We start from the raw sequence: 26,133 nt of genomic DNA on the forward strand, positions 1-26,133 counted from the left end.
CCGGGCGCTGGCATCAGTCGCGGCGAAAGACGACGGCGGCCTCGGGCGGGAACAGGATCTCCACCTGCTCCCCCTCGGCCAGTCGGCGCGGCGACATCAGCGACAGGGTGGCATCCGCCGCAGAGCCAAGTCCGAGCGTGACGCGCCAGTCCCGCCCCTCGAACAGGCAGCGACGGACGCGACCCTGCAGCCGGTTTTCACCCATCGCCCCCGGCGTCGGCTCCAGCCGGATGCTGCCGGGATGCAGCATCACCGTGACGGATGTGCCCGGCTGCGCCTCGCAGGCCAGTGCGCTGCGCGGCAGGGTCACGGGCTGGTCGGCGATGACCACGACGATCTCTGCGGGATCGGGTGACGGGATCAGGTGCCCCGCCATCCGCGTATCATACCCCGCAAGCGTGGCGATCCATGCCGAGCGCGGCCGCGCGAACAGATCTTGTGGCGCGCCCGACTGCTCGATCTCGCCCGCGCGCATCACCACCAGCAGGTCGGCAAAGGAACATGCCTCGAGCGGATCGTGGGTGACATAGAGCACCGTCTTGCCGACGCGGGCGAAGAGATCCGCAAACTCCATCCGCATGTCGAGGCGCAATTGCACGTCGAGGTTCGATAACGGCTCGTCGAGCAACAGCACGTCCGGGTCGGTCGCCAGCGCCCGGGCGATGGCAACGCGCTGCTGCTGCCCGCCCGAGATCTGCGAGGGCAGCCGGTCGGCCAGCGCGGAAATCTGCATCTGGTCCAGCAACGCCGTGACCCGCGCGTCGCGTTCGGCCCGGGTCAGATGCCTGAGGCCATACCCCACAATCTGCGCCACCCGCATGTGCGGCCAGAGCGCATAGTCCTGAAACACCATGTTCAGCCGCCGCTTGCGTGCCTCTACCGCCCAGCCCGGGCGCGAGATCTCGGTGCCGGCCAGCACGATCCGCCCGCCATCCGGCACATCGAGCCCAGCCACGAGCCGCAGGATCGTGGACTTGCCGCAGCCTGAGGGGCCGACAATACAGGCCACCTGCCCCTGCGGCACGTCGAGCGATACGGCGTTCAGCACAGTCTGGCCGTTGAAGTTGCGGGACAGCGCATCAAGCGTCAGCATGGGCGGCTCCTTTCGGGTCCGGGGCCTCGATCAGCCGGGCCAGCGCCAGGCGCGCCGCGGTGCTGATGCCCGCAATGATCGCCACGGTCAGCCCCCCGGCCAGCAGGGTGGCCGCAGTCGCCGCGCCGAACTCACCCTGCTCGAAGGCACGGTTGACGTAGACCGGCAAGACATCGAGCCGGGGGGGGCGCAGGATCGAGTTGATCGCCAGATCGAACATGGCCGCCCCGAAAGCTGTGAGCGTGGCCGAGACCAGCGCCGCCGCGATCAACGGCACGACGATCGTGCCGATGCGCCGCGCCAGCCCTGCGCCTTGCAGCGCCGCCGCCTGCAGCATCGAGGCCGGAACCTGCGCCATGGCGCCCAGCAGCACGCGCACCGCGATGGGAACCGCGCCCGCGATGCCCGCCAGCACGAGGATGGAGGGATGGCCGTAAAGCGACAGGCCCGCGCGATCGACCAGCGGCGCGTTCCAGATGAAGATGTAGCCGATCCCCAGCACGACGCCCGGCACGGCCAGGCTCAGGGTGCAGGTCAGGTCGATCAGGCGGTTCAGCCGGAACCCCGAGAAGGTGACGACATAGGCCGCTGCCGCCGCGATCAGGCCCGACCCGATGGCGGCCTGCGCGGCGATGCCCGTTGACGTCCGCAGGGCGCTGAGAAACGCACCCCCGGTTTCCAGCACATAGCCGTAGTGGCGCAAGGTGAGGTTGTCGAACGCGATCCCGCGCGAGATCCGGTCGGTGAAGGACACGAGGACACTGGCACCGATGGGGATCAGCAACGCCACCGTGAGGGCCGCAAAGGCGACGGCATTGGGCAAAAGCGCCGTGTTGCGCGCCTCGACCGGCGCGAGCTTGGCCTTGGCGCCGAGGAAATCATAGCGGCGGCTGCGCAGCACACGGAAATAGGCGACCACGGCCAGCAGCATGATGACCGTGACATAGAAGGCCATCACCCCGGCAAGATCGAAGCGGATGGGCGATTGGTTGATCGCCACGTAGATCGCGTAGGTGAGGGTCGGGAAGCGGTAGGTCGTCGCCAGCGCCGCGGGCAGGCCGAAGTCGCCCAGAACGTCGATGAAGATCAAGAGCGCGCCCGACAAGACAGCGGGCAGCAGCATCGGCAGGCGCACCGTCAACAGCACCCGCATGGGCCCCGCGCCGTTCAGCCTTGCGGCATGGGTGTAATCCTCCATCCGCCATTGCAGCGCGGCCGAGACGGTGAGGTAGGCGAAGGGAAAGGACTTGAGGCTCATCACCACCGCAAGGCCCCAGGGGTTGAACACAAGGTCGGGCACGAAGCCCAGCCCGAACCACTGGTTCGCAAGGCCCCCACGGCTGGCGAACAAGATCCACCCCTGCGCCAGGATGAACGAGGGCAAGATGATGATCGCCCAAGCCGCCACATCGAGCGCGGGCCCCAACGCCAACCGGGAGGAATGGCGCAAGATCGCCAGCCCGCTGCCCATCAGCCCGCCGATGACGGCGGCGATGGTGGCAAGGAACATCGAGTTCCAAAGCGCGCGCCGCCATAGGGGCCGCTCGAAGATCTCCAGAAGCCCGCCGAAGCCGATCCCACGCGACTGGCCGGAAAAGGCGCCGGGCACGAAGGCCTGCAACAACACGGCGGCCATCGGTGCAAGCACCAGCACGACGAGCGCTGCGACCACCACGATGCCCAGCCAGTCCTCTGGCGCGAGCCGCTGACGGGGCTGGCGTTTCCGTGTGGCAAGGGGAAGGGAAAGGTCGATCATCGCAGGCTCCGGTGACAGCTGTCCGAGGGTGGGGATCACCGGTGGCCCGGCAATCCCCGTCTCAGGATCGGCCCGTCAGTTCAGCGCCTGATCGGCGAACCAGGTCTTGATCTCGGCCTCATGCTCCACCGCGAAGGCGTCGGAGGCGACGAGATAGGTCTGCCCCTCGGGCGGGCCGTCGGGGCGGCGCACGGCGCCGGTCACGGTCGGCTCGAACTTGCCGTCCGCGGGGATCGCCTCGGCCAGATGGGTCTGCGTGGCCGGCTCCAGCAGCCATTCGACGAAGGCCTGAGCCGCGTCGGGCCGCTGGGTCTGGGCCTGGATACCGACGCCGCGCACGACGCCGGGTGCCCCTTCCTCGGGCCAGACGACGCTGACCGGCACTTCGCCGTCGGCCAGCACCGTGTAGGCCACCTGGGAGGTGATCAGGGCCAGCGAAATGTCGCCCGACGCGAGCGCCGCCCCGGTCGGACCATTGGTGCGGAACACCCGCATCCCGTTGTCGAAGAAGCTGGTGAAAAGATCGCGCGCCCCGTCTGCGCCCAGCGATTCAAAGAACTGCGCGACGCAGGGATAGGCGGGCGCGGCGACGGCCGGATCGGCCATGCCGAACTGCCCGTTGAAGCGCGGATCGGCAAGGTCGGCGAAAGCGGTCGGCGGTTCCTCTACAAGATCGGTGCGGTAGAGCATGACGCAAGACGCAGCCAGACCGATCGGGAACCACGAGCGGTTCTCGGGCAGGTAGGTCAGGCCTGTCTCGTTGAGGTTGCCAAGATTGGCCGGCTCCACCCCGCGCAGCAGCGCCTCTTGCTGGTCGAGCATGTGGAAGGTGTAGGACCCGTTGAAGATCAGCACATCCCACTGCGGGTTGGCGGCCTCGGCGGCGATCCGGGCGAGGATCTCGCCACCCGACATCTGCACGACGTCGATCTCGCGGCCGGTGTCGGCCTCGAAGCGCTCGGTGATCGCGCCTTCGAAATCGTTGGTGTAAAGGACAAGCGGGCCAGCGGCATCTTGCGCCACAGCCGGGAGGGAGAACGCGGCTGCAGCGGTCAGGGCCGCCGAGCCGAGGGTTGTCTGGAACGGGGTCATGGGCGTTTCGCTTTCGGTGCTGTTCACAGGAAGCGCCGGGCGGAGGATCGGTGCGCGACGCTCCTTTGGGGTAGGTGCCGAAGACGACAGTTCTGTAACAGATGGCGGGGGCAATATCGGGACGCCCCGTTCCTGTTTCGGAACCCCTTGAACCCCCGCCAGAATGTCGGCCTTTACCTCGGCCGCCACATGATCGGCGCACAGGCGCAAGGTCGCGTTCATGCTCTGCCGCGAGGGCGATAGCAGCGTCACGGCGACGGCGGGGCCAGTCCACCCGTGCAGGACGCGGCGCAGAATGCCCATGGCAAGGTCATCTCGAACGGCGAATTCGGGCAACAGCGCGACGCCCAGTCCCGTCACCGCCGCCGCGCGCAAGACCCCGGCGTTGGCGGTGATCAGGCGCGGCACTGCGCGCAGGGTCTCGATCTGTCCGGCGCCATCGGTCAGGGGCCAGGCATCTTGCCGCGGATCGATGCCGAAGGTCATGAGGTCGAGCCCATCCAGATCGGCCGGATGATCCGGCGCGCCGTGCCGGTCCACAAGGCCGGGCACGGCGACCAGTATGGTGGGGTTGCGGCAGATCCGCCGCTGGATCAGCGCGCAATCCCGCAGGCCCCAGGCATGGGCGCGCAGGATCAGGTCGTTGGCGTCACCGGCCGGGTCGGGGTCGCTTTCCGAGACATCAAGCGCAAAGGACAGGCGCGGGTGCGCCCCCAGCAATCCGGCAAGGTAGGCGGGCAGACGCGGGGCGAGGAGCGACGAGATGCTCAGACCCACCTGCCCGGAGACTTCCCGCCTCTTGCTCAGCAACGTCTCCTCCGCCTCGCGCGCCGCCTGCACCACGCGCATCCCGAACTGGTAGGTCTCCTCGCCCGCGGGCGTCAGGGTGAATTCTTCCCCGCTCCGGATGATCAGGCGCGTCTTCAACTGCGCCTCCAGCCCCGCGAGGCGGCGGCTGACGGTCGACTTTGGCAGGTTCAACGCCCGCCCGGCCTTCAGGATGCCCTGATGCTCGACGATGGCGACGAACAGCCTGAGGTCGTTCAGGTCGAGCATCGGTCCTCCCTTTCGGTCGCATGCCCCGGCGTGGAGATACCTGTTCGGTCTTGCTCGCTCCTCGGGCAATCCACGTGAGCACGGGGAGGCATACGGCCGATGCAGCCGGGGAACAGGCCATCTTGCGAAGCCTGGCCAGCCGTTCTTGTCCCTTGGACGGTGTCGGTTTGGTCCCGGCTAACAACCCGAGATGACAGCTGTATGACAGCTCGAACGGATCAAGCCCGAGATCCTTACGCGAACCTTACGTAACCAGTATCTGACTGTCTCTACTTGCATCACGACCCATGGCCAGAGGTTGACCATCACCTCGTCGGTCACGGTGCCGAATAGGTTCTGAGGAGGTCGCAAAGTCCCGGTTGCCCCGGAGTACAGTCTGATCGTGTCGACCAAGAAACGCAGGCGGGTGTGGGATCACTCAGGCGTTTGAGCGTGGACAGGCGGACGCACTTCTGCGTTTCTGCTTCGCGCCCGGACCGCCGTAGCTTAGCACCAAACAAGCTGCGCGATGCATGAGTGGCCGCTTCGACGAAAGGTGCATTGCAGCATCTAGAGCCTGCGATTGCCCGATCCGGAACGACCCCCGACGGTGCGACCGTCACCGTCGCAATGGTCGGGAAGCGGATGGTATTGGGTGGCCCCGGCATCCGGGCCATCTTGGAACCAACTACGCGAGCAGTCGGACCACACAGGACGGGGTGCCCGGCGCAGCCGACACATGGGCATGGCCCTCGACCACGGGGTGTGACGATCTGATGGTCTTGGCGTTCACTTGGCCATCGGATCAGCGGCAGTGGTTGATCAATACAAGCCCCATGTCATCGTGGCGGCCGCTCGCCGTCGGCCCTTTCAGACAAGAAAAACGTCGGGTTCGTTGAGGGTCTTCCAGATGGACGGTCATGGCCGCCTTGATCCAGCCGTCGACATGCTGGCCCGCCGGCAACAGCCAGCCATCGGTCCAGAGCGCAAGCGCCGCGACGCTGTCGGCCATGGCCTCGACCTGCCAACAAAAGCCATGACCCATGTCGCCCACGCCATCGGCTACGCCGAAGCTGAGCGGATCGCCCGGGGGAGCTGCGCGCATGCCGGCCAGTCCGGCTTGCAGCGCGAGCTCGCCCAGACCGGGGACTTTGGTCAGGATGGGTGCAACGGCCCGCCGCGCAGCGGCATCCGCCTGCGCCAGACCGCCAAGCAGCGCCGTGCGGATGTCCGCCTCGGACTTCTGCGGATCTTCCGCGATCATCGCGGCGCGCCAGGCGGCAAAGACCGGCTCGGCGGGATGGTCGCGTAGGATTGGGCGGCCATCGTCGATCCGGAGCGCGCAATCCCCGGCCCCGACGCCACGCCACACGCCATCGCGGAGCGAGACGACCGCGAAGGCGGCCCGAAAGCGGCGCGCGGGGTCTTGCGCGGCCTCGGTCAGGCCAAACCGGTGGTAGACAGCCGCGATGGCATGGTCGGCCAATGCCAGTGCCTTTTCGGCGGATGCGAACGGGTCGGCCCCGCCTTGACGCGTGTGTGACCAGGCTTGCGCGAAGGCGGCGGAGATGGCCTCGGCAGCCAGCGCCCCACCGGTCTGCCCATCGAAGCGTTGACCCGTGATGTCCGTCGCCCCGTCGATCACCGCCGCGAAATCTGGCGGCAGGACCAGTATCCGATCCTCGCAGGCCGCGGGGGCCGCGTCATCCTTGGGGAGCAAAAGGCTTTCGAAAATCCAGCCTGTCATGACAGCACCAGCCCCAGCGGCAAGGGCCGGTCGAACTGTGCCGGACTGTCGGGCATGCCATGATGCACGTCGCGCGGTGCGATCAACGCGCCCCCGCCGTGGCAGAAGACCTGCGTCGAGCCGCCGCCGTCAAGGTGGATGGCCTGAGCCGCCCCTTCCTCGATCATGAGCTGGGCCAGATCATGCAGCGTCGCGCCTTGGGCCGTGCCGTCCCGGAAAAACGACGAAGTGCCTTCGACCGCACAAAAGAACAGTCTGCCGTCCCGGGTGATGCCTGCCGACAGGCGCGCGGCCCGCGTCCGGTGCCAGTCGGCCCGCCAGTCATGAGGCGAGACGCAAACGCTGTCAGGACGTGGCGCGTCGTCCGTCAAGAGTTCCTCGACAAAGACATTCCGCCCGGCTTCCATGGTCTGCCCGTCCTCGACGATCAGCGGGCCCGACTGGATACCCTGTTGCAGGGCAGGCAGGCTGTAGGTGAGCGGTCCCGCTGCCACCGCTTCTGCCTCGGACCGGCTGGCGCAGCGCAACACGCAGCCCGCGCGGGGGATCGACAGGCCCCCGCCCTGCGAAAGGGCCACAGCATGTCGACCCACGAAGGCCACATCCCAAAGCCCCTCCGCCACCGGCGTCAGACCCCCGGCAGAGCCGTGAAACAGCGCGAAGGCCGTCCCGGCGGCTACCTGTGTCGCGGGGCCGAAGGGATGCGGCGAAAATGGCAGCCCCTGCACCGTACGGATTTCCGCATGGGCAAAGCCAATGCGTCTGATCTCGGGGCCGGCATCGCCGATCAGTAGACAGCTTCTCGGGATCTGCGGGGGCGTCTCGACGACGCCATCGGCGAGCGTCAGGCCGATCGGGTCGCCATAGGCGTCAAAGGGGCCTGCCACCTCGGGTGCAAGGAACAGGAAATAACTGGCATTCGTCAAGATCTCGCCCGGCGCCAGCCCCGCAGCCACAGTCCTGAAAAGGCGCAGCGGCGCGCAGGCGACGCCGGACCGCGCATCGGCACGGGCCGCGATCCGATGACTGCCATCCAGGTCCCGAGGGGCCATGCGCCGTACAGCGGGCGGCACGGGCACGACCGGCTGCCCCAGCCGCGCCTCGGCGAGGATCACCGCCAGCCGGGTCTCATCGAGGGGCGCATCTTGCGTGAAATAGGGCAGGACGCGGAACCCCCCAGGCTCAAGGCGCACGACGCGCGCCGTGACCCCCGAGGCAAGCCGCCGTTCGAGAAACCGGACGTCGACCATCACAAGGCCGGGCGTGGGGGGCGCGGCAGGGCCTGACCGCTGCTGGCAAAGACATGCACCCGGTCGGCCGGAGCAAATAGACCAACCCTGTCGCCCGGCGCCAATTCGGTGTCTCCCGCGACCACCGCCGACAGGGCCGCGCCGCCCTCGGTGCGGGCGTGAACGACGGTCTGCGGCCCCAGCCGTTCCAACACGCTGAGCCGCACGGGAATGCCGCCTTGCGCGACCACGGCCAGATCGTCGGGCCGGACGCCGATGCTGATCGCCTCCCCCGGCGCAAGGCCGCGCCCATCTACGGCGGCCTCGATGTGCTGGTTTGCTCCGATCATGGCCACTACATGCGCCACATCCGCCCGAACGACCGTGGCCTGCAACAGGTTCATCGGGGGCTGCCCGATGAAACCCGCGACAAATCGCGTGGCGGGCGACCTATAAAGGTCCATCGGTGCGCCGACCTGTTCCACCCGGCCGCCGTTCAGCACGACGATCCTTTCGGCCATGGTCATCGCCTCGACCTGATCATGGGTGACATAGACCATGGTGGTGCCCAGCTGCCGGTGCAGTTCGGCCAGTTCCACCCGCATCTGCCCGCGCAGCGCGGCGTCGAGGTTCGACAGCGGCTCGTCGAAGAGAAACACCGACGGCTCGCGCACGATGGCCCGCCCGATGGCGACGCGCTGGCGTTGGCCGCCTGATAGATGCGCGGGCTTGCGGTCGAGCAGGTCGCCGATGCGCAAGATGTCAGCCGCCCGGTCGATGGCCGCCGCCCGCTCGGCCCGGCCCATCCGCAGCGAGCGGAGCGGAAAGGCCATGTTCTCGCGCACGCTCATGTGCGGATAGAGCGAATAATTCTGGAACACCATGGCGATGCGCCGTTCGGCCGGTTCCAGCCCCGTCACGTCGCGCCCTGCGATGTGCAGGCTGCCCGAGGTCGGCGCGTCCAGCCCCGCGAGGATGCGCAACAGCGTGGATTTCCCGCAGCCCGAAGGGCCGACGATGACGGTGAAGGACCCATCCGCGATCTCGAGGTCGATGCCGCGCAACACCTCGGTCGGGCCGAAGCGGCGAGTGATCGCGTGAAGCGAAACCTCGGCCACTCTAGGCCACCCTCACGACAGCCACACCGGGTTGGTCCAGGCGTGGCGCCCGTGCCGGTCGCGCAGGATGATGCGGAAATACCCGTCCTCCATCCCCGCAAGCGGCAGGCACACACGGCTGGCGATCCCGGTGATCGCGGCACCGGCCCGCCGCGCGCGGCTGCCGACAAGGGCCGCCGTGACGACCGGCGAGCAGTCGATGACAAGCGCCTCGCCCTCTACGCGCATGTCATGGATCATCGGGCCCTGCGTGGCGTAAAACTGCCCGGCGTGAAGGGCGGCAAGGATGGCCTCGGGCGTCAGCGCGCTGGCCTTGACCATGGTCCAGCCGCCGCCAAACACCACGCCCAGCCTGTGCATGTCATCGGTGGCGATGGCGGTCAGGCGACGCCCCTCGTTCAGGGCCATGTCGGCCAGATACCAGCCATCCCCGCGCATCTGACCCATCTCGGTCCCGTGGTTGTAGACCTCGACGGCGTGGACCATGGGAAGTGACCGCACATCCTCGGGTGTCAGGGCGAACCAGCCGGGATGGGCGAAGGCGAGGAAAGCGCCCGTCGCAGCCGCGCGGGCGCAGATGGTCTGCGCCGTCTCCCCCTCGGCGGGGGGCGCGAAATCCCACGGCAGGCCGACCGCGACGATGTGCCAAAGCTCGCCATTGCCCAATCGCCCCTGATGCAGTTCAGCCCCGGCAAGGGTGATGAAGTGATCGGTGTGACTGGCGCGGGTGTCGGTCACCGGGTGCCCGTATTGCGGCAGGAAATGATCGGTCATGGCGACGAAATCATAGCCTTCGCGCGCATAGGCCGCGCAGGCCTCCGCAACGCTGTGGGCCCCGTCGGAGGCTGTGGAATGCATGTGCAGATTGCCGCGCCAGAACCGGCCCGGGGCCGCGAAGGGTAGCTGTTTTTCGATCCAACCGACCATGTTTCCCCGCATCCCGCAGATCGGCGATGTCACAAAAGCATCACCTGGTGCCGCTACCGATGCCACGGCATCCGGGGGGTATCCACCCGCCGAATGATGAAGTTTTGATGACGGGGGACCCCATGAGCTTGAAGAAAACCGCGCTGTGCGCATCCGCGCTGATCTGCATCGCAGGCGCAGCAGTCGCGCAGGAAACCACGCTGACCTACATGCTGTGGTCGACCGACCAGGCCGAGATCGAGGCGGGTGCCATCGCGGCCTTCGAGGCGGCCAACCCGGGCGTGACGGTCGAGGTTCAGGCCATGCCGCCCAGCGATTACTGGCCGCGTGTCTCGGCGCTGGCGGCTTCGGGCGATCTGCCCGATGTGATGGCGATGTCCTCGGGCTTCGTGCAGGAATGGGCTGCGGCAGGCAACCTGATGGATCTGGCGCCGCTGATCGGCGACACCTCGCTTGAGGGCTATTTCGAAAGCGCGGTCGAGATCGGACAGATCGACGGGGCGCAGGTCGCCTTTCCGCAAAACTGGGTGGCCCCGGTTCTCTACTACAACCGCACGGCGTTTGACGCGGCGGGCCTTGAATACCCTGACGCCGACTGGACGTGGGACGATTTCCGCACCGCCGCCGAGGCACTGACCATCGATGCCGATGGCGACGGCACGCCCGAGCAGTATGGCTATTGGGTCTATGGCCGCTACGCCCAGACCGACCCTTGGGTGTTCCGCAATGGCGGGCGCTTCGTCAACGAGGACGGCACCGCGCTGGAGATCAACGACGAAGCCGTGAACGCGCTCGCCTTCCTCGCCTCGATCGTCGATGACGGCTTCGCCCCCCGCCCGCTGGAGCTTGAGGGCATCCGGCAGCAAGACGTGTTCGGCATGGGTCTTGCCGCGATGTGGGTCGACGGATCGTGGAACATCGACAACAACCGCGCCCTGATCGGTGACAGCTTCGAATGGGGCATCGCGCAGGTTCCCATGGGCCCCGACGCAACACCTGAAACCGCCGTCGCCTATGCCTGGGCCGACATGCTGGCCGTGACGACCGACAGCGCGCAGACCGATCTGGCCTGGGCGCTGGTGCAGCACCTGACCGGCCCGACGCTGACCGCGGCCGATTTCACCGGCGGCAAGGTGCCCGCATGGTCCGCCACCGCGATGTCCGAGGAATGGCTTGGCCGGGGCCAGCAGCCCGACAACATGGAGCTGATCCTCGAGATCGGGGCGCAGCCGCTCTACACAGGCTTCACCCCCAACTGGAGCGCGTGGCGCGGCTATGCCGCTGCTGGCTCGGGCGGCCTGAACGGCGAGTTGGACGAGGTGTTCAACGGTCGCAAATCGCTTGAGGATGCGCTGGCCGCCGCCACCGCCTATGGCAACGACATCCTGTCGCGGTGAGCGAGATCAGATCAACGCGCGCCCCCGGCCCCCGGGGGCGCGTTCCCATCTCCGACAACGACCATGCCCCGGCCCGGCCCCGGTCACAGTCACGGTGGAAAACCTGGGGCCCGGCGCTGCTGTTCCTGCTGCCCGCGATCGTCGGGCTTTTGGTGTTTCGGCTGATCCCCATCGGCTGGGCCTTTGCCCTGTCCTTCACCAACTGGCGCATCTTCAACGACATCGAATGGGTCGGGCTGGCCAATTACGCCCATATCCTGACCTCGCCCGTCTCGCGCGAGGTGCTGGGCAACACGCTGTGGTTCACCGCGATGTATGTGCCGGGCGTCATGGTCGTGTCGGTGACGCTGGCGGTGCTGCTCAACAACTCCCTGCGCTCCTCCGCCTTTTTCCGTGGCGCGTTTTTCCTGCCCTACATCACCGCCACCGTCGCCGTTACTCTCGCCTGGCGCTGGATATTTTCGACGCGTTTCGGACTGCTGAACCACCTGCTGGCGCAGGTCGACATCGACCGCATCGCCTGGCTCGCCGATCCGGCATGGGCGCTGCCCGCGGTCGCCATCGTGTCGGTCTGGAAGGATGCAGGCTTCTACATGATCTTGCTGATCGCGGGACTGCAGACCATCGACCCCGGCGTCTACGAGGCCGCCCGCATCGATGGCGCACGCGCCTTCCGGCGGTTCTACGCCATCACCCTGCCGCTTTTGTCGCGCAGCTTGTTCTTCGTGCTGATCCTCGCGCTGGTGCGCTCCACCCAGACCTTCGAGATTACCTATGCACTTACGAATGGCGGGCCGAACCGGGCCTCGACCACGCTGGCTTTCTACATCTACCAAAACGCCTTCGTGCATTTCGAAATGGGTTACGCGTCGGCCTTGGCCTATGTGCTGTGTTTCGTCATCGGGCTGATCACGCTGTTGAATTTCCACCTGCGGCGGAGGTGGGTCCATGAGTGACACCCTGCGCCGCGCCCCCGCGCTCATCGCGCTTTACGTGGTGCTGCTGGCCTATGCGTGCGTGACGCTGATGCCCTTTGCCTGGATGCTGATCACCAGCTTCAAGGAAAGCCGCGATGTCTTCCGCCTGCCGCCCAGCTTCGTGCCGACGCTGCTCTATGGCCCCGACCCCCTGGCCAATTACACCGAGGTGCTGACCCAGCACGATTTCCTGCTCTATTTCCGCAATTCCTTCTTTGTCTCGACCATGGCGGCGCTGGGGCAAGTGGCGACCTGCGCGCTGGCGGGCTATGCCTTTGCGCGGATGGAATTGCCGGGCAAGAACGCGATTTTCGCCCTGATCCTCGCCACCGCTTTCGTGCCGACCGAGGTGACGATCATCCCCGAATTCCTGCTGATGCGGCAACTGGGCTGGATCGACAGCTTCTTGCCGCTGATCGTGCCCTCCTTCCTTGTCGGCTCTTTCGGGACCTTCATGCTGCGCGAATATTTCGCCAGCCTGCCCGCCGAATACGGCGAGGCGGCGCGGATCGACGGGGCGGGGCCGTGGCGCATCTTCTGGCGGATCTATCTGCCGCTCGCACGGCCTGCGCTGATCTCGATCTTCGTGATCGCCTTCATCAACAACTGGGACGAATTGCTGCGCCCGCTGCTGTATCTCAACTCGCCAGAGTTGCGCACCGTGCCGCTGGGGCTGATGCGGTTCGTGGGCGAGTTCGAGGCGGAATGGACGCTGCTGATGGCGGGTTCGGTCGCCTCGACCCTGCCGCTGATCCTGATCTACGTGCTGGGGCAGAAATACGTGCTGCAGGGCTTTGCGGGTGGCGGCGTCAAGGGGTAAAGCATGACCCGCACCACTAAAACCTCCGCACCTTGAGGTTGGTATGTTCTTCATCGCCGGGGACGTAGATGAAGCGCAACAGGTTAACGAAAGAGCAGATTATCGCCGTCCTGAAGCAGCACCAGTCGGGCGTGTGTCAGGGTTGGTGGTGATTGCCTTCTTGCCTCGAAGCAGACCGTTGAGGCCCAAATCGCGCATCAACCGTTCCACCGTGCATCGTCGTGATTGTCTCCGAGCAAGACGCGCCGGATCTTCCGCACTCCAAAGAGCTTGCGGTTATCTTTTCAGGCGGCATCGATTTTGTTGCACAGATCCGCATCGGACTTGGCCCGGGCTGAACTCCGGTCGGGATCATGCGCGATGGCCCGCCGGGCAAGATAAGTCGACTGGGCAATCCGTAGAACCTTCAACACCGGCTCGACCCCAAAAGCCCCACGGTTGCCCCAGATAAAGGCAGTCGCTTGAGAAACGAGCGGTCGAGTTCCGTCTGGGCAAAACAAGCTGACGCTATATGCCCTTGATCCGGGCTTTCTCAGGCGTCGTCTAGCCCGACCGTTCGCCGCCATCACGCTGGGCCTGACGCAGCCAAACACGAAAAACGTCCGGCGACGCGCCCAATTTACCTGCAATCGCCGTCAGCGCGGCAGCTTCGCTCTGATACTGATCGCGGTGTTTCATCGCCAACCGCACCGCATGCTCGCAGAGCTTAAGTGAACACGGCTTCGCGGTTGTCGTCCTAGAGACTGTTCCATAACGGGCCATTCTCCAAGAGTTTTGCCTTCCGAAAAACCCGGCGCAGTTCAAACTATGGCTGCGTCGATGACCGTTGAGGTACCTTCAACGGAAACGCTTGATCCAAAGCTTGCCCTGTCAGGACGAGCAAGGGGCCGGACTGGGCGGGCTTCAGCCGTTCAGACAACACGGTCTCTCATCCTGCAGCATGTCGTAACCTCGCGTCGTGCAAGACGGGAACGACGGGTTTGCCTCCAGTTCGCGCGCGGCCTGCTGATCGGCACCCTCTGGGCGTGGTGGGAGGGATCGGCCGTCCGATGTAGCTCGGTTCGTCCCTCGCGATGACCTCTCCGCTGTCATGCTGCCGCGCGACGCCGGACAAGATCGGCCTGCGTCAGCGTGCCGTGACTGCCGATGTCGGGCTGCTCTCCTGTCACTTTCGCCCGCACGACGTTGAACGCGAAGCTCAACCCTGAGGTCGGCGTGAGCCAGACCTCGGCGGAGTCCGGGACAAGGCCGAGAATGCCGACATCGGGATCGGACTTGCCACGCTTGAACCAACTGTCCGCGACCGTCGACCAAAGCGCATCGCGCAGGGCAGGGTCCTTGTTCTGGGCCAGCGCGCCGCGGATGATGGCGTAAAGCCCCTTGCCGCCCTCGGCCACGACGAAGGAGGCGGGTTGCACGCCATGTTCCACGGCTTCTGCAAGGTCGGTGTCGCGCGCGGTGATGAACCAGATCGTCGGGTCGCCCTCCAGCAGCTGGTGCGACATGGGAACCATGCGGGCCGCGCCGTTGTCGGTGCCGAGAAGGCCTGCGCCGATGTTGGTCAGCCGGTCCCAGAAGGTGGCGATGTCGGTCTCGTTCATTGGGATGTCCTTTTCGGTTGGGTTATTGCCAAACGCGGCATGAAACGGGTTGGTTCCGGGATGATGTTCGATCCGGACAGTCACCCCGTCACAAGCCATGGCAGGATCACCACGAACCCCACCGCGATGAGACCGCTGAGCGCGGTGAAATCCTGCCACGCCCGCGTCAGCCGCAGGTCATGGTCGCGGCGCGGCGCGATATGGCCCGAACGCAGGCGATTGGCATTGCTGATCACGAACAGACCCGCGATCCCCAGATGCAGGCAGACATAGGCAAGAAGCGCAAAGCTGGCGGCGGCGTATCCGTGTGTTTGGGGATCAGGCAACGCGACCGCGATCAGCCAGACAAGGGCGGCAAGCGTTGTCAGCAAGGCCACGGCCTGCGCCGAAAGCCATGGCATCACCGAGCCTTTCCCGCGCAGCGCCGCGGCAGCCCCGCGCGCGGCGATGGGGCCCGCCACAAGGCCCGCCGCCACGATCAGCGGCAGGGCCAGCCCGGCCTCGATCACCTCGGGCGGGGGCCAGTTCGGCGCCACTAGCCACAGGTAGATCACGCCAAAGATAAGTGAGGTGAAGAACGCGCCATCCGCGATCAGCGTGACCCCCATCGCCAGAACGGGCGGCGAGGTCGCGGCCTCGGGGTGGGGCGGGGCGGACAGGCCATGGCCGATGGGCAAGGGTCCGTGATCGACGGGCTGGCCCGATGACCGAGCGCCCCAGACGAACAGGCCCGCCACGGCGATGGCGGCAAGGATCGCAAGGACATAGACCTTGAACAGCATCGACAGCACCGCGACACCCGTGACGAGCGCAAGGATCAGAGGCAGATAGGTCGGCCGCGGCAAGATCACGATCTGGTCCGGCTCCGCGGTGGTGATGTCGACGCCCAGCGTTTCCTGCCAGCCGTTGCGCGCCATGCCCAGATAGCCCTCGCCGGCCGCCAGCTGCTGCCCGATGTCGAAAGGCGACAGACTGTCGGCCCGGACGTCGATCCGGGGCAGCGAGGCGAAGCCATAGGCGGCAGGCGGCGTCGGCGTGGCCCATTCCAGCGTGCCCGCGCGCCACGGGTCGCGGCGGAAGCGGGGGGCGAAACGGCGCTGCAGAAAGATGTCGGCGGCGATCAGCGCAAAGCCCATGGTCAGCACGAAACTGCCGACCGATGACAGCAGGTTCAGCCCGGTCCAGCCCTCATGGCCGAGGTAGGTGTAGACCCGGCGCGGCATGCCCAAAAGGCCGGTCAGATGCATGGTCAGGAAGGTGACGTTGAAACCTGCAAAGATCATCCAGAACGCAGGAACCGACAGCCGATGCACCGACAGCCGTCCGGTGACATGCGGCATCCAGTAGTAGAGCGCGGCCAGCATCGGAAAGACGAAGCCGCCCACCAGCACGTAGTGGAAATGGGCCACGACGAAATAGCTGTCATGCGCCTGCCAGTTGAAGGGCACCATCGCCAGCATCACCCCCGTCAGCCCGCCACAGACAAAGACGGCGATGAACCCGAAGATGTAGAGCATCGGCACATCCCAGCGCGGGCGACCATGGGCCAGCGTGGCGAGCCAGGCAAACATCTGCACCGCCGTCGGAACCGCCACCAGCGCTGACCCCAATGAGAAGAACGCCAGCGCCAGATGCGGGATGCCGGTGGTGAACATGTGGTGCACCCAGATCCCGAAGCTGAGAAACGCCATCACGATGATCGAGGCGACGACGGCGCGGTATCCCACCAGCGGGCGCTGCGCGAAGGTGGGGATCATGGTCGACAACGCGCCTGCGGCGGGCAGGAAGATGATGTAGACCTCGGGGTGACCGAAGAGCCAGAACAGGTGCTGCCAGAGCAGCGGGTCGCCGCCCCGCTCCGGATCGAAGAACGGCAGGCCGAAGGCGCGCTCCATCTCCAGCAGGATCGAGCCGAGGATCAGAGGCGGAAACCCCACCACCATCATCAACGCGGTCACAAGGATGTACCACGCAAAGATCGGCATCCGTGCCAGCGTCATGCCCGGCGCGCGCAGCTTGAGGATGGAGACCGTCAGTTCCACCGCCATGGTCAGCGCCGAGATCTCGACGAAGGTGACGCCAAGAAGCCAGACATCGGCGTTGATACCGGGCGAATACACATCCGACGACAAGGGTGTGTACATGAACCAGCCGCTTTGGGGGGCGACCCCGGCCACCAGTGCCCCGATCAGGATCATGCCGCCGAACAGGTAGCACCAGTAGCCGTAGGCGCTGAGCCGGGGGAACGCGAGGTCGCGGGCGCCCAGCATCTTGGGCAGCATGTAGAGCGCCAGCCCCTCCAGCATCGGGATCGCGAAGAGGAACATCATGATCGTGCCGTGCATGGTGAAGATCTGGTTGTAGATCTCGGGCCCCAGAAAGGCCGAACCGGGCGTGGCAAGCTGCGCGCGGATCAGCATGGCCAGCATGCCGCCGATGGCAAAGAACACCGCCGCCGTCACCATGAAGCGGATGCCCACGACCGAATGGTTCACCGCTGCCAGCCGCTGCCAGCCCGGCCCGGTCGCCCAGATCCGCGTCAGCGCCTTGTGCAGGCGGATGGGGCTTGTCGCGGGCATCGGTGCGGTCATGGCGGCGGCGCGAACACGGGCGTCGTCAGGGCCGCGGCAAAGCCCTCCGGGTCATGGACCTGCACGTCAAAGCGCATGGTGGTGTGATCGAGGCCGCAGAATTCTGCGCAGAGCCCTTCCAGCGGCCCCGGCGCGCCGGCCATCACCCGCAGGACATTCACCCGCCCCGGCACGGCGTCCATTTTCCCCGCAAGGCGCGGCACCCAGAAGGAATGGATCACGTCAAGGCTTGTGATGACGATGTCGACGGGCTGTCCGCTGGGCAGGTGCAAGATGCCTTCGGTCTCGGCCCCGCCATGGTCGGGATAGCGGAAGGTCCAGTGCCATTGCCGCGCCTCGGCCTCGATCCGGGGCACCGCGTCCGAGGGCATCAGGCGCTCGCCCGCGATCAGCGACACCACGACCAGCGGCGGCAGCACCAGCGCGGGCAGGACCAGCCCGCCCCAGATGATCCAGCTCCGCCCGGAAACCTGCGCCGCCCAGTGTGGCCGCCAGATCACCAGCGCGAACAGCCCCACCATAAGCGCGAACAGTGCGGTGCTGCCCGCGATCATGGCCCAACCAAGCTGGGCCAGGGAACGCGCGACCGGACCTGCGGGTTGTAGGGTGGACAGCGGGCCATCGCAGGCCGCCAGCAGCAGCGCCGCCGCACCAAGGCCCGCACAGCGCCACGCCCGGTTCCGACCTGCCCCGAAAGAGACGCCATGCCCGCCGAAAAAGACTCTTCCGACACGGGAACAGGCACCGAAGCGGACACCGCAGGCAAAGAGGGCGGTGGGCACACGCCCGTTCTGGATGCCGTGGCGCTGCATGATACCGGGTCGGCCGCAGCGCTGGTCGGTCATCCGGTGCACGCGATGCTGGTGCATTTCCCCATCGCCTTTGTCGTCGGAACCCTTGGCGCGGACGTGATGTGGTGGTTCGGCGGCGATGAGTTCTGGCAGCGGGCCGGGCTTTGGGCGTCGGGCCTTGCCTTTCTGGGCGGCATCGCAGCCGCGCTTGCGGGCACGGCGGAACTGGTGCTGGTCAAGGGCATCCGTATCCGGGTGGCCAGCTGGACCCATGCCACCGCGGCGATGATGCTGATCTCGATCCTTGGAACCAACTGGGGGTTTCGGCTTGGCGGCGGCGAGATCTTGCCCCACGGCCTTGCCCTGTCGGCGCTTGGCGTGCTGTTCGCGGGTTTCGCGGGCTGGCACGGGGGAAAGCTGGTGCTCGATCATGGCGTCAGCGTCATGGTGTCGCCCAGACGATAGCCGGGGCGAGAGCCTCGGACAGCCCGCCGGGACGGAACAGGTCAGGGTTCAGCACCGCTGCGTCAAAGGAAGGCTTCCACAATACGACCAGCAGCACCCCTGTCACCGACAAAAGCGTCGCCACGGTCAAGGTCGTGGCACCCCCGCGGCTGAAGGAGGCGTCGGCATCGAACACCTTCAAGATCAACAGGCCCGCGCGGACATGCAGCGCCGTGAGCACCCCCACGATCACCAGCTTGACACTGAACCACTCGACGAAGGTGTCGCGCAGAAACACAAGCGCGGTGCCGCTGCCGATCGCCAGGAACGCGGCAGGCGACAGGATCGAGACGTATACCATTCGCGCCATCCGGTGCAGGCGATGCAGCGGCTCGCCCGTCAATCGGCGTCGCTGCAGCAACAGGAAGGGCAGCGCCACAAGACCACCCGCCCAGATCGAGACCGTGGTCAGGTGCAGCAGCTTGACCATCCAGATCATCGGGCAGGCTCGGGCGGAAACAGGCGGCCCATGCCCAGCACCAGCGCGGCGGCCAGATAGGGCAGGATCGCGGGTACCCACATGATCAACCCGGCCAGTTGCTGATCCTCGAGCGGGCTGAAGCCCCAAACCTCGGTCGTGTAGCCATGCGTGGGGTAAAGCGCGCGCGGGGCAAAGGCGATGAGGGCGCCCAAAAGGCCCATCTGCGCGACCATCGCCAAAAGGGCCGCGATGCCTGCGCCCGGATCAGACCCACGCCGCAGCACCTCGCGCCATAGGGCAAGGGCGGTGCCCAGCAGGCTGGCCTGCATCAGCCAGTAGCCCGCCACCGACCCGATGGCCCAAGTGTAGACCCCCGGCACATGCCAGAGCCACAGCACGATCAGATTGACCGCGACCAGCGCGCTCAGCGGCAAGGCGTACCGCGCCGGAAAGGCCAGCACCAGCAAGGGGGCAGCGACCGCGATCAACAGCACATGATGCACGACACGGACCGAGAACAGCGCCGCGCTGAGCGCGCAGAGCGGCGAGAGGAAGATCACCGCAAGCACCGCCACGGCGGCGAATCCGGCGTGTTGCGCGGTGCCGCTGCTGCGCATCCGGCACGTCACCGTCAGCCCGACCAGCCCGGCCATCACCACGGGATCAAGGTTCCAGCTTGTCCAGACCTCCGCCGGGATCGCGGGCGTCCCGCAATAGGCTGTAGCCGGCGCGCTCATGTCTCGGCGATCAGGGCATCGGCCAGCCGCAAGGCCAGCGCCGCGATGGTCAACCCTGAATTGACCGTGCCGCCGGTGCAGAACACCGATGGACCGCCGATGAACAGGTTGGGGTGATCATGGCAGCGGCAATCGGCATCGACCACCGAATTGGTCGGGTCCGTGCCCATGATGGTCGTGCCCATGATGTGGTTGTTGCCGCCATACTCGGCGTTGAATTCCACCTCCGTTCCGCCCAGCAGTTCCGCGATCCGGGCATAGTTTTCCAGTGTCGCCTCGGCCGCGCGGGCCACATAGGGTTCGATCTGATAGGTCAACAGCGGCTTTGGCAAACCCAGCGCATCCACCTGATCGGGATGCGGGCGCACGCGGTTATGCGCCTCGGGCAATTGTTCGAGAAAGCAGTTGATGCCGACCTTGCGCACGACACGGGCGCGGATCTCGGCGTCAAGCTCCGGGCCCTGCAACCCGTCGTCGATCAGGCGCTCAGTAATGCCTTCGAGGTCGGACATGTTGCCCAGATGCAGCTTGCGTCCCGCCATCTCGCCCCGGAAATCGCCATCGCGCAGGCTGATGATCGAGGTCATTTCCTGCGGCCCCCGACCCGGAAACACCGGCTTGTCCCACAGGAACGACACCGAGATGCCGGGGTGATCCATCAGGTTGCGCCCGACCTGATCGGATCGGTTCGCAAGGCCGTTCGGCACTGCATCGGATGCCGACATGAGCATCAGTTTCGGGGTCTCGATCCCGTTGGCCGCCAGCACGATCCGGCGCGCCGTCATGCGGTGGCGCGACCCGTCGGGGTGAAGGTATTGCACCCCCGTCACCATCACCCCCTCGGCATCGGTCTCCACGGCAAAGACCACGGCATCGGGGATCAGGCGCGCGCCCGCGTGCTCGGCCTTGAGCGCGTGGATGTTGCCGGAATACTGCGCCGCGATGGGGCAGATCGGCATGCAGTTGTTGTTGCCGCAACAGGCCGCCCGGCCGTCATAGGGGCGGGAGTTGCGCGCGACGGGTTCCGTCGTCACCACAAACTCGCCGCTTTCGTTCAGCCGGTCGGCGAAATCGCGATCCATGTAGCTGAGCGGCAGGGCCGCCATCGGATAGGGGGCGGACCGCGGTGAGCCCAGATCCTCGTCCGCAGGGTCGGGGCCCGCAACGCCAAGCTCGACCTCGGCCTCAGCATACCACGGCTCAAGATCCTCGTAGGACACCGGCCAGTCGCGCCCGACGCCGTAGAGGCTGAACAACCGGAAATCATTGGGTAGGAAGCGCCATGTCGCCGCCGCCCAGTGCCATGTCGTGCCGCCCACGGCGCGGATGTATTGCACGTTGTAGGGGTAGTCGCCGTCCTGCACGATGTAATCGCTGCCCGCCTGCCCCTGCGGCGCATGGGTGGCGGCGACATAGGGCGCCATGAAGTCGCCCTTGTCGGTGGCGTTGCGGTAAGCCTCGACCAGTTGATGCCGCGCGATGCGAGGCCCGGCCTCCAGGATGGTGACCGACAGGCCCGCAAGGGCAAGCCGGTGGGCGATCAGATTGCCCGACAGCCCCGAGCCGACGATGAGCACATCGGTGTCATGCTCTGTCATGGCTGCGCCTCGCGCAGGGGCAAGGGGCCGGTGTCGGGCGGCAGGGCCCAGAACCCCATGGTGCCGCCACAGTAGCTGCGCAGCGGCAAGATGTCCGCCGTGACCCGGCCCATCAGCGTCTGCTCGTACCCGATCAAATGGGTTTGGCCGTCGATCTCGATCCGCCCCAGATACCAGCCGTGCAAAAGCAGTTGCACGATGTCGTCTTGATCCTCCGGAGCGCCGCCAGACGCCCCGGACGCGCTTGCATACAGGGTCTGGAGCGCTGGCGCCCGGCCCGTTTCGGCAAGAACCTCAAGGAAGCGCGCCCCGAGCGTCGGCGACAGCCGATCATGGCCGGTCATGCGCTGTGACAGGGCCATGAAATCCTCCGCCCCGATCGGTCCGGTCCGCGATGGCAGCGGCGTCTGACCGGGCGCGATCCGGGCCAGCGCCACCGCGTGGAGCGCGACCATCCCACCCAGAACAAGGCGGCGGCTGGGGTGATGGGTCATGGCGTTTCTCCGGGCTGTGCGGGCATCGCGGTCATGGTCGGGGAGGCGAAGCCGGATACCGGACCGGCCCCCGCCCCGGGCACAGGCCCGCCGGCCCGGAGCCGGGTAACGGTGTCCGCAGTGACTGTGTCGTCACGCAGATGCGTGGCGATGGCTGCGATCTGCGCGTCTGTCAGTTCATGGGCAAAGCGCGGCATGTACCCGTCATGGGATCCTGCATCTTGCCCGATCCCCCACAGCATCGCGTGGACAAGATTTCGGGCATCAGGCCCGGCAACGGTCGTGGTTTCCGAAAGGTCGGGAAATGCCCTGCCGCCCGACGGGCCGCCGGCGTGGTGGCAAGTGGTGCAATTGGCCGAGAACAGCTGCGCACCATCCTCGAAAACCGCGCTGCCCATCGCGGGACTGTTGGTGTCGAGTGCGGCGCGCGCCAAACCCAGACGGGCCGCAGGTTCGGTATGGAAGGCATCCTGCCGCGCCATCCGGTCGGCCATGTAATGCGCAAGCGCGGCACTGTCCGCCTCGGGCGCCAACGCCAGACTGTCATGCACCACGGAGGCCATCGGGCCTGCCGCAACACCCTGACCGGGTGCACGGCCCGTATGGAGGTATGCGGCGAGCGACGCCTCGGTCCATACGTTCGGCGCGGGATTTGCCGCCGTCAGCGGCGGCGCCCACCAGTCATAGGCTTCGCCGCCCTCATCGGCCCTGCCCTCCGCCGTGCCGCCCAGCAGGTTGCGGGGCACGTGGCACGCGCTGCAATGCCCAAGGCCTTGAGCCAGATAGGCGCCAGTGTTCCATTGCTCCGACTGCGTGGGATCTTCGGCGAATTGGGTGTTCGAGTGAAACAGCAGTTTCCAGCCCGCAAGCAAGGGGCGGAAACCGGCGGGAAACACCAGATCATTGGGGGGCGTCTGGGCGGCGACAGCGGGCTGCGCCATGTTCCACGCGTACAGATCGGCCAGATCGGAATCCGTGATCCGCGCGAAATATTCATAGGGAAAGGCGGGATAGAGGTGGCGACCCTCACGATCGACCCCCTCGCGCATGGCGCGGGTATAGGCCTCGAGCGACCAATCGCCGATGCCGGTCGCGCGGTCCGGCGTGATGTTGGTGCTGTGAACTGTGCCAAAGGGCGTGTCGATCGGCAGCCCGCCGGCCAATGCGCCCCCACCGTCAACCGTATGGCAGCCTGCGCAATTGCCCAGAAGGGCCAGACGGGCGCCCGCCTCGATCTGCGCCGGATCAGCGGCAGTGTCGGTTGACGCTTGTTCAGGACGCGGCGCGATCTCGCCGCGCCAAGCCAGCATCGCAAACCCGACACTCCCGGCAATCACGACGCCGAGGATGATGAAGAGTATCCATCTCATCGTCGGGCCTTTTGCTGCGCGAGAATAGCCGTGCTCAGCGTGGCTGCCGGCGGGCCGCCCGAACGCGGGTGATTTGGTGATTTCGGGGAGAGGCTTTTGGGGTGGCCCAGTTCCCGCACCGCCACTTCGGCCCGTGCGCGTCTGAGCGCAGCAAAAAGATCCGCAAATCCGAAGTTGTGATCGGTCGCTTCCTCACCGCCAGAGCGGAGTGCCGGCTCATGCAATGCGCTGATCGCCGCAACTCTGGCGGTTTCGCAAGCCTCGTAGAGGCGGAGGATCAAGGTGCGGAGATCCTTTGAGGTGCTCATCCGCAGGGCGTGGTGCCGCGCGGCCTCCAACAGCTCCGCATGGCCCGGAATCGGATCGATCTGACTGGCTTTGTCCTGGCCCAATTCGCGGTCCACCTGCATATGCGGTTCAGGTCCCGACCGGTCATCGCCTTCGGTCGGACATGGCAACGCCCGCCATGTGGCAGGCAGTCCGCCGTTCGGTGATGCGGTGTCGGTCACCGTATCGTTCGCTGACCCTAAGCCTGCCCAGATTTCGATTGCAGCGCCGGAATCTACTCATGCGGGGATCACGGGTCGGCAACATGGCATCCCGTTCAGCGGGACGAAGCGCCCCTGGGGCCGCAATACCGATCAGGCTGGGTCGCGATGCGACAATGGTGGTGGCAACAAAGCTGGGAACGCGGCGATGCGCCCCGACGTTGTTCAGGCAAGGCCCGAAAAGCCTGCCGTCTCTTCCTCTTGCGCGCGGGTTTCCGTTGTTCGGCGAAACGCGCGCAGACCCATCGCCAGAAAGGCCAACCTCATGACCGATGACACCAATCATTCCGGAAAAACCGCCGCGTCGACGGGCGCAAGCGTGGCGTCCGACATAAAGGCTGCGGTATCCCGGACGTATGATCAGACCCTGACCGAAGCCCGGACCCGGGCCGATGACGCAAAGGCGGATGTGGCGACCGAGGTCATGGATGTGGCCACCGCCCTTCGCCATGCGGTGGAAGAATTGCGGGACGGGTCCGCGCAGGAACGCACGCTGGGTCAGATCGCGGGCGGCATCGCCGATGCCGCAGACGCCATCCGCGACAAGGATCTTGGCGAGATGGTCGAGATGGCCAGCAATCTCGGCCGCCGGAACCCGGCGCTGTTTCTGGGCGGTGCCGCATTACTCGGGTTCGTCGCCAGCCGCTATGCCAAGGCCTCTGCCCAAGACGGGACGGCCGGTGCGCAAAAGGCCACGGAACAGAAGAAGCAGGTCAACACCTTCGTCAGTGAAGGCAACCCCAACACCCAGTCCCTTGAGACTGCTCCATGAGCGCCACGGATACCCCCAAATCCGCCAGCGCGATGATGTCCGACCTGATGGGGCATGTCGGCAACCTCGTGCGCAACGAGGTCGATCTGGCCCGCGCCGAAATCGCGCAAAGCCTCGGCAAGGTCGGTGCATCGCTTGGCGCCATGGCATTGGCTGTCGCCATCGGCATCGCGGGCCTGAACCTTGTGGCCACGTCGCTGGTGGCCCTCGCGGTCTGGGCCGGTCTGCCGCCCCGTTGGGCCACACTTGTCGTCGGCGCCGTCCTGATCGTGGTCGCGCTCCTGATCTTCCGATCCGCCAGATCCTCTCTTCACCAGATCGGCTTTGCGCCGACCCGCACCGCCCGCAACGTCCAGCGTGACGCTGCGGCCCTCAAGGACAGTTTCAATGACAAATGATACCCGCACCCCCGACCAGATCGAGCGCGACATCGTCACCGAACGCGCAGAGATGAGCGACACGTTCCGCGACCTGCAGGAGAAGTTCTCGGTCGAGACCATCTTCAACGACATCAGCGACATGGTCCGTGATCAGCGCGGCGAGATTGGCCGCAGGGTCAGCCACACAGTAGGCCGTAACCCTGCGGCGGTTGCCGTCATCGGTGTGGGACTTGCTTGGCTGTTGCTGGGCAAGGACCGATCCGAGGCGGTGAACGGTGAGGGACGCCGGTCGCGGCAGTCTTCCAGCCGCCGTGACGCTCACGGGTGGTCAAGCGGAGGCCATGCCTCCGAGCGTGATCCGTCGTGGTATGGCAATACCCATGCGTCGCCCGATCGGCGCGCGCAAGGCCGGGGACTTGGACATGACGGCCCGAGCGAGGGTGAAGCGGAGGGATCTGGCGGCATGCTGGGCCGGGTCCGCGACGCCGCCGACACGGCGGGGCATGCGATATCGGATGCCGCAGGCAACTGGCGCGACAAGACCTCGGACCTGACGGCGCGATTGTCCCATGGCCTCGAGGATCTGTCGGAGGAGGCAAGGTCGCGCGTGATCTCTGCCCGCCGCGCGGCACATGATGCGCGCGTCTCGTCAGAGGCCATGATGCACCGGGGAATGCGCGGTGCCTCCAACCTCTTCGAGGATCAGCCGTTGGTCGTGGGTGCCCTGGCCGTGGCCGCAGGCGCCGCCATCGGGGCCATGCTGCCCCATACGCAGCTTGAGGATGACACTATGGGCGAAAGCAGCGACCGGCTGTTCGCAGAGGCCGAAGCCGTGTTCCGCGAGGAACGCGACAGGGCGATGGCAACAGCCCGAAAGGTCGGCAAGACGGTGGCCTCCGAAGTCCGCAGCGACCTCAAGGACATGGGATCGACGCTTGGCGATCTTTTGCCCGAGGGCAAATCCGCCAGCGACGTCATGGTCGATCACGCGTCCAATGCCGCTGGGCGCGTCAGGGACAGCGCCACCGGCACCTCGGGTCAACGGGACACGAGCCGCAGCAAAACCTGATCAAGGCTTGGGGCGGGCTGATTGGACCCGCCCCAAGCGATCGTTCCTGCCTCTGTGCCATCGGCC

General features: G+C 66.4%; 24 protein-coding genes and 1 other annotated feature. Of the genes, 7 read left to right on the forward strand and 17 right to left on the reverse strand.

What is annotated here, in order from left to right; genetic code table 11:
- Positions 1 to 13: 13 nt before the first annotated feature.
- The 7 genes from C7455_RS05570 to C7455_RS05600 form a co-directional block, all read right to left on the reverse strand.
- Positions 14 to 1,093 (reverse strand): ABC transporter ATP-binding protein, encoded by a 1,080-nt coding sequence (locus tag C7455_RS05570; RefSeq protein WP_109666381.1) that lies wholly within the window; start codon positions 1,091 to 1,093, stop codon positions 14 to 16.
- Complete coding sequence (locus C7455_RS05575) at positions 1,080 to 2,849, reverse strand: ABC transporter permease (protein ID WP_109666383.1); 1,770 nt, start codon at positions 2,847 to 2,849, stop codon at positions 1,080 to 1,082. The genes C7455_RS05570 and C7455_RS05575 overlap by 14 nt, the downstream gene beginning before the upstream one ends.
- Before the next feature lie 75 nt (positions 2,850 to 2,924).
- On the reverse strand, positions 2,925 to 4,997 hold the full coding sequence (locus C7455_RS05580) for an extracellular solute-binding protein (protein ID WP_109666385.1): 2,073 nt from the start codon (positions 4,995 to 4,997) through the stop codon (positions 2,925 to 2,927).
- 784 nt (positions 4,998 to 5,781) lie between these two features.
- Complete coding sequence (locus C7455_RS05585; RefSeq protein ID WP_109666386.1) at positions 5,782 to 6,723, reverse strand: hypothetical protein; 942 nt, start codon at positions 6,721 to 6,723, stop codon at positions 5,782 to 5,784.
- Positions 6,720 to 7,973 (reverse strand): phosphodiester glycosidase family protein, encoded by a 1,254-nt coding sequence (locus tag C7455_RS05590; RefSeq protein ID WP_109666388.1) that lies wholly within the window; start codon positions 7,971 to 7,973, stop codon positions 6,720 to 6,722. The genes C7455_RS05585 and C7455_RS05590 overlap by 4 nt, the downstream gene beginning before the upstream one ends.
- Positions 7,973 to 9,070, reverse strand: a complete 1,098-nt coding sequence (locus C7455_RS05595; RefSeq protein WP_109666390.1) for an ABC transporter ATP-binding protein — start codon at positions 9,068 to 9,070, stop codon at positions 7,973 to 7,975. The genes C7455_RS05590 and C7455_RS05595 overlap by 1 nt, the downstream gene beginning before the upstream one ends.
- Positions 9,071 to 9,082: 12 nt before the next feature.
- Positions 9,083 to 9,997, reverse strand: a complete 915-nt coding sequence (locus C7455_RS05600) for a CehA/McbA family metallohydrolase (RefSeq protein ID WP_109666392.1) — start codon at positions 9,995 to 9,997, stop codon at positions 9,083 to 9,085.
- Positions 9,998 to 10,119: 122 nt separating this feature from the next.
- On the opposite strand from C7455_RS05600, the gene C7455_RS05605 reads away from it, so the two are divergent.
- From C7455_RS05605 to C7455_RS05615, 3 genes are all read left to right on the forward strand, one after another.
- A complete protein-coding gene (locus tag C7455_RS05605; RefSeq protein ID WP_170119006.1) occupies positions 10,120 to 11,394 on the forward strand; it encodes an ABC transporter substrate-binding protein in 1,275 nt (424 codons plus the stop codon).
- A 152-nt stretch (positions 11,395 to 11,546) separates the two neighbouring features.
- Positions 11,547 to 12,350: a carbohydrate ABC transporter permease gene (locus C7455_RS05610; RefSeq protein ID WP_146199937.1), complete on the forward strand. Its 804-nt coding sequence runs from the start codon at positions 11,547 to 11,549 to the stop codon at positions 12,348 to 12,350.
- Positions 12,343 to 13,191 carry a carbohydrate ABC transporter permease gene (locus C7455_RS05615; protein ID WP_109666397.1) on the forward strand — a complete coding sequence of 283 codons (849 nt, stop codon included), beginning with the start codon at positions 12,343 to 12,345 and terminating at the stop codon, positions 13,189 to 13,191. The genes C7455_RS05610 and C7455_RS05615 overlap by 8 nt, the downstream gene beginning before the upstream one ends.
- A 386-nt stretch (positions 13,192 to 13,577) precedes the next feature.
- Positions 13,578 to 13,694: a sequence feature (AL1L pseudoknot), on the reverse strand.
- Between the two features lie 40 nt (positions 13,695 to 13,734).
- On the opposite strand, the gene C7455_RS20590 is transcribed toward C7455_RS05615, so the two are convergent.
- From C7455_RS20590 to C7455_RS05630, 4 genes are all read right to left on the reverse strand, one after another.
- Positions 13,735 to 13,869 carry a hypothetical protein gene (locus C7455_RS20590; RefSeq protein WP_281269403.1) on the reverse strand — a complete coding sequence of 45 codons (135 nt, stop codon included), beginning with the start codon at positions 13,867 to 13,869 and terminating at the stop codon, positions 13,735 to 13,737.
- Positions 13,870 to 14,279: 410 nt separating this feature from the next.
- On the reverse strand, positions 14,280 to 14,792 hold the full coding sequence (locus tag C7455_RS05620) for a pyridoxamine 5'-phosphate oxidase family protein (protein ID WP_170119007.1): 513 nt from the start codon (positions 14,790 to 14,792) through the stop codon (positions 14,280 to 14,282).
- An 80-nt stretch (positions 14,793 to 14,872) separates the two neighbouring features.
- Positions 14,873 to 17,383 (reverse strand): cytochrome c oxidase subunit I, encoded by a 2,511-nt coding sequence (gene ctaD, locus C7455_RS05625; protein WP_109666400.1) that lies wholly within the window; start codon positions 17,381 to 17,383, stop codon positions 14,873 to 14,875.
- Positions 17,380 to 17,937, reverse strand: coding sequence for a cytochrome c oxidase subunit II (locus tag C7455_RS05630; RefSeq protein WP_211315450.1), 558 nt, complete (start codon positions 17,935 to 17,937; stop codon positions 17,380 to 17,382). Before C7455_RS05630 ends, ctaD begins: the two co-directional genes overlap by 4 nt.
- A gap of 150 nt (positions 17,938 to 18,087) precedes the next feature.
- Between C7455_RS05630 and C7455_RS05635 the strand changes: the two genes are divergently transcribed.
- Positions 18,088 to 18,639, forward strand: a complete 552-nt coding sequence (locus tag C7455_RS05635; protein ID WP_109666825.1) for a DUF2231 domain-containing protein — start codon at positions 18,088 to 18,090, stop codon at positions 18,637 to 18,639.
- Here C7455_RS05635 and C7455_RS05640 read toward each other — a convergent pair.
- The 6 genes from C7455_RS05640 to C7455_RS05665 are packed head-to-tail and all read right to left on the reverse strand — an operon-like array spanning position 18,617 to position 23,708.
- On the reverse strand, positions 18,617 to 19,117 hold the full coding sequence (locus C7455_RS05640; protein ID WP_109666401.1) for a CopD family protein: 501 nt from the start codon (positions 19,115 to 19,117) through the stop codon (positions 18,617 to 18,619). The genes C7455_RS05635 and C7455_RS05640 overlap by 23 nt on opposite strands.
- Complete coding sequence (locus C7455_RS05645; RefSeq protein WP_109666403.1) at positions 19,114 to 19,836, reverse strand: cytochrome c oxidase assembly protein; 723 nt, start codon at positions 19,834 to 19,836, stop codon at positions 19,114 to 19,116. The genes C7455_RS05640 and C7455_RS05645 overlap by 4 nt, the downstream gene beginning before the upstream one ends.
- Positions 19,833 to 21,434 carry a GMC family oxidoreductase gene (locus C7455_RS05650; protein ID WP_109666405.1) on the reverse strand — a complete coding sequence of 534 codons (1,602 nt, stop codon included), beginning with the start codon at positions 21,432 to 21,434 and terminating at the stop codon, positions 19,833 to 19,835. Before C7455_RS05650 ends, C7455_RS05645 begins: the two co-directional genes overlap by 4 nt.
- Positions 21,431 to 21,928, reverse strand: a complete 498-nt coding sequence (locus tag C7455_RS05655) for a sugar dehydrogenase complex small subunit (protein ID WP_109666406.1) — start codon at positions 21,926 to 21,928, stop codon at positions 21,431 to 21,433. The genes C7455_RS05650 and C7455_RS05655 overlap by 4 nt, the downstream gene beginning before the upstream one ends.
- Positions 21,925 to 23,298 carry a cytochrome c gene (locus C7455_RS05660; protein WP_109666408.1) on the reverse strand — a complete coding sequence of 458 codons (1,374 nt, stop codon included), beginning with the start codon at positions 23,296 to 23,298 and terminating at the stop codon, positions 21,925 to 21,927. Before C7455_RS05660 ends, C7455_RS05655 begins: the two co-directional genes overlap by 4 nt.
- On the reverse strand, positions 23,295 to 23,708 hold the full coding sequence (locus tag C7455_RS05665) for a hypothetical protein (protein ID WP_109666409.1): 414 nt from the start codon (positions 23,706 to 23,708) through the stop codon (positions 23,295 to 23,297). Before C7455_RS05665 ends, C7455_RS05660 begins: the two co-directional genes overlap by 4 nt.
- Positions 23,709 to 24,111: 403 nt before the next feature.
- On the opposite strand from C7455_RS05665, the gene C7455_RS05670 reads away from it, so the two are divergent.
- From C7455_RS05670 to C7455_RS05680, 3 genes are read left to right on the forward strand one after another with little or no spacing between them, the layout of a single operon-like run.
- On the forward strand, positions 24,112 to 24,618 hold the full coding sequence (locus C7455_RS05670; protein WP_109666411.1) for a hypothetical protein: 507 nt from the start codon (positions 24,112 to 24,114) through the stop codon (positions 24,616 to 24,618).
- Positions 24,615 to 25,016, forward strand: coding sequence for a phage holin family protein (locus C7455_RS05675; protein WP_109666413.1), 402 nt, complete (start codon positions 24,615 to 24,617; stop codon positions 25,014 to 25,016). The genes C7455_RS05670 and C7455_RS05675 overlap by 4 nt, the downstream gene beginning before the upstream one ends.
- Positions 25,006 to 26,067, forward strand: coding sequence for a DUF3618 domain-containing protein (locus C7455_RS05680; protein ID WP_109666414.1), 1,062 nt, complete (start codon positions 25,006 to 25,008; stop codon positions 26,065 to 26,067). The genes C7455_RS05675 and C7455_RS05680 overlap by 11 nt, the downstream gene beginning before the upstream one ends.
- Positions 26,068 to 26,133 lie beyond the last annotated feature (66 nt).

It is taken from the genome of Roseicyclus mahoneyensis (assembly GCF_003148775.1).
In the GTDB taxonomy this organism is placed as follows: Bacteria; Pseudomonadota; Alphaproteobacteria; order Rhodobacterales; family Rhodobacteraceae; genus Roseicyclus; species Roseicyclus mahoneyensis.

Bases quoted from the DNA above. Each gene is read 5' to 3' on its own strand.
- C7455_RS05650 (WP_109666405.1), bottom strand. From the start codon at position 21,434: ATGACAGAGCATGACACCGATGTGCTCATCGTCGGCTCGGGGCTGTCG.
- C7455_RS05605 (WP_170119006.1), top strand. From the start codon at position 10,120: ATGAGCTTGAAGAAAACCGCGCTGTGCGCATCCGCGCTGATCTGCATC.
- C7455_RS05580 (WP_109666385.1), bottom strand. From the start codon at position 4,997: ATGCTCGACCTGAACGACCTCAGGCTGTTCGTCGCCATCGTCGAGCAT.
- C7455_RS05655 (WP_109666406.1), bottom strand. From the start codon at position 21,928: ATGACCCATCACCCCAGCCGCCGCCTTGTTCTGGGTGGGATGGTCGCG.
- C7455_RS05640 (WP_109666401.1), bottom strand. From the start codon at position 19,117: ATGATCTGGATGGTCAAGCTGCTGCACCTGACCACGGTCTCGATCTGG.
- C7455_RS05660 (WP_109666408.1), bottom strand. From the start codon at position 23,298: ATGAGATGGATACTCTTCATCATCCTCGGCGTCGTGATTGCCGGGAGT.
- C7455_RS05670 (WP_109666411.1), top strand. From the start codon at position 24,112: ATGACCGATGACACCAATCATTCCGGAAAAACCGCCGCGTCGACGGGC.
- C7455_RS05630 (WP_211315450.1), bottom strand. From the start codon at position 17,937: ATGATCGCGGGCAGCACCGCACTGTTCGCGCTTATGGTGGGGCTGTTC.
- C7455_RS05635 (WP_109666825.1), top strand. From the start codon at position 18,088: ATGCCCGCCGAAAAAGACTCTTCCGACACGGGAACAGGCACCGAAGCG.
- C7455_RS05615 (WP_109666397.1), top strand. From the start codon at position 12,343: ATGAGTGACACCCTGCGCCGCGCCCCCGCGCTCATCGCGCTTTACGTG.
- C7455_RS05620 (WP_170119007.1), bottom strand. From the start codon at position 14,792: ATGAACGAGACCGACATCGCCACCTTCTGGGACCGGCTGACCAACATC.
- C7455_RS05585 (WP_109666386.1), bottom strand. From the start codon at position 6,723: ATGACAGGCTGGATTTTCGAAAGCCTTTTGCTCCCCAAGGATGACGCG.
- C7455_RS05575 (WP_109666383.1), bottom strand. From the start codon at position 2,849: ATGATCGACCTTTCCCTTCCCCTTGCCACACGGAAACGCCAGCCCCGT.
- C7455_RS05665 (WP_109666409.1), bottom strand. From the start codon at position 23,708: ATGCAGGTGGACCGCGAATTGGGCCAGGACAAAGCCAGTCAGATCGAT.
- C7455_RS05680 (WP_109666414.1), top strand. From the start codon at position 25,006: ATGACAAATGATACCCGCACCCCCGACCAGATCGAGCGCGACATCGTC.
- C7455_RS05675 (WP_109666413.1), top strand. From the start codon at position 24,615: ATGAGCGCCACGGATACCCCCAAATCCGCCAGCGCGATGATGTCCGAC.
- ctaD (WP_109666400.1), bottom strand. From the start codon at position 17,383: ATGACCGCACCGATGCCCGCGACAAGCCCCATCCGCCTGCACAAGGCG.
- C7455_RS05645 (WP_109666403.1), bottom strand. From the start codon at position 19,836: ATGAGCGCGCCGGCTACAGCCTATTGCGGGACGCCCGCGATCCCGGCG.
- C7455_RS05600 (WP_109666392.1), bottom strand. From the start codon at position 9,997: ATGGTCGGTTGGATCGAAAAACAGCTACCCTTCGCGGCCCCGGGCCGG.
- C7455_RS20590 (WP_281269403.1), bottom strand. From the start codon at position 13,869: ATGAAACACCGCGATCAGTATCAGAGCGAAGCTGCCGCGCTGACGGCG.
- C7455_RS05570 (WP_109666381.1), bottom strand. From the start codon at position 1,093: ATGCTGACGCTTGATGCGCTGTCCCGCAACTTCAACGGCCAGACTGTG.
- C7455_RS05590 (WP_109666388.1), bottom strand. From the start codon at position 7,973: ATGGTCGACGTCCGGTTTCTCGAACGGCGGCTTGCCTCGGGGGTCACG.